We start from the raw sequence: 461 nt of genomic DNA on the forward strand, positions 1-461 counted from the left end.
TGAAAGAGGGTCTCCGGTCAGACGGTAATCCGCTACCGCGGTAGGCAGCCACATAAACCCGGTGTCGTGGTGAAGCCCTTCGTACAGTTCAAAACACCGGTCCAGCTTCCCCTCCGTTTCACGGGCAATGGTCACGTAACGTTCATCTCCCGTCGCCTGAACCATCAGCCACTGAATACCACCCCAGAATCCATTGGTCCACCAGTTGATTCCGTTTCCCATATCCCAATCAGCAGAGTTATCCGAGCGGTCGTCGTGTCGTCCGTTTACGGTGGTATACGGAATTTTACCGGCGGAAGCGCGGCTTACCCATTCCATTTTTTCAATAAGCTTCTGCCTGGCTTCCTCCAGCCAGACACAGTCCTGTTCTAATCCAGCCAGCATCCTGCTTCGCTCCTTCCTCATTTGTCCTGACTTTTCAGCCCCAGTTCTTCAATCAGCGCCAGCCCCAGAAATCCGGC

General features: G+C 54.2%; 1 protein-coding gene. It reads right to left on the reverse strand.

All coding sequences use genetic code 11. From position 1 onward, the window contains the following. Positions 1-384 (reverse strand): glycosyl hydrolase family 88 (locus NE664_13830; GenBank protein MCQ4727713.1); only part of this gene is annotated, 384 nt, incomplete at its 3' end. Positions 385-461: the final 77 nt, after the last annotated feature.

This window comes from Anaerotignum faecicola (assembly GCA_024460105.1).
GTDB lineage: Bacteria > Bacillota > Clostridia > Lachnospirales > Anaerotignaceae > JANFXS01.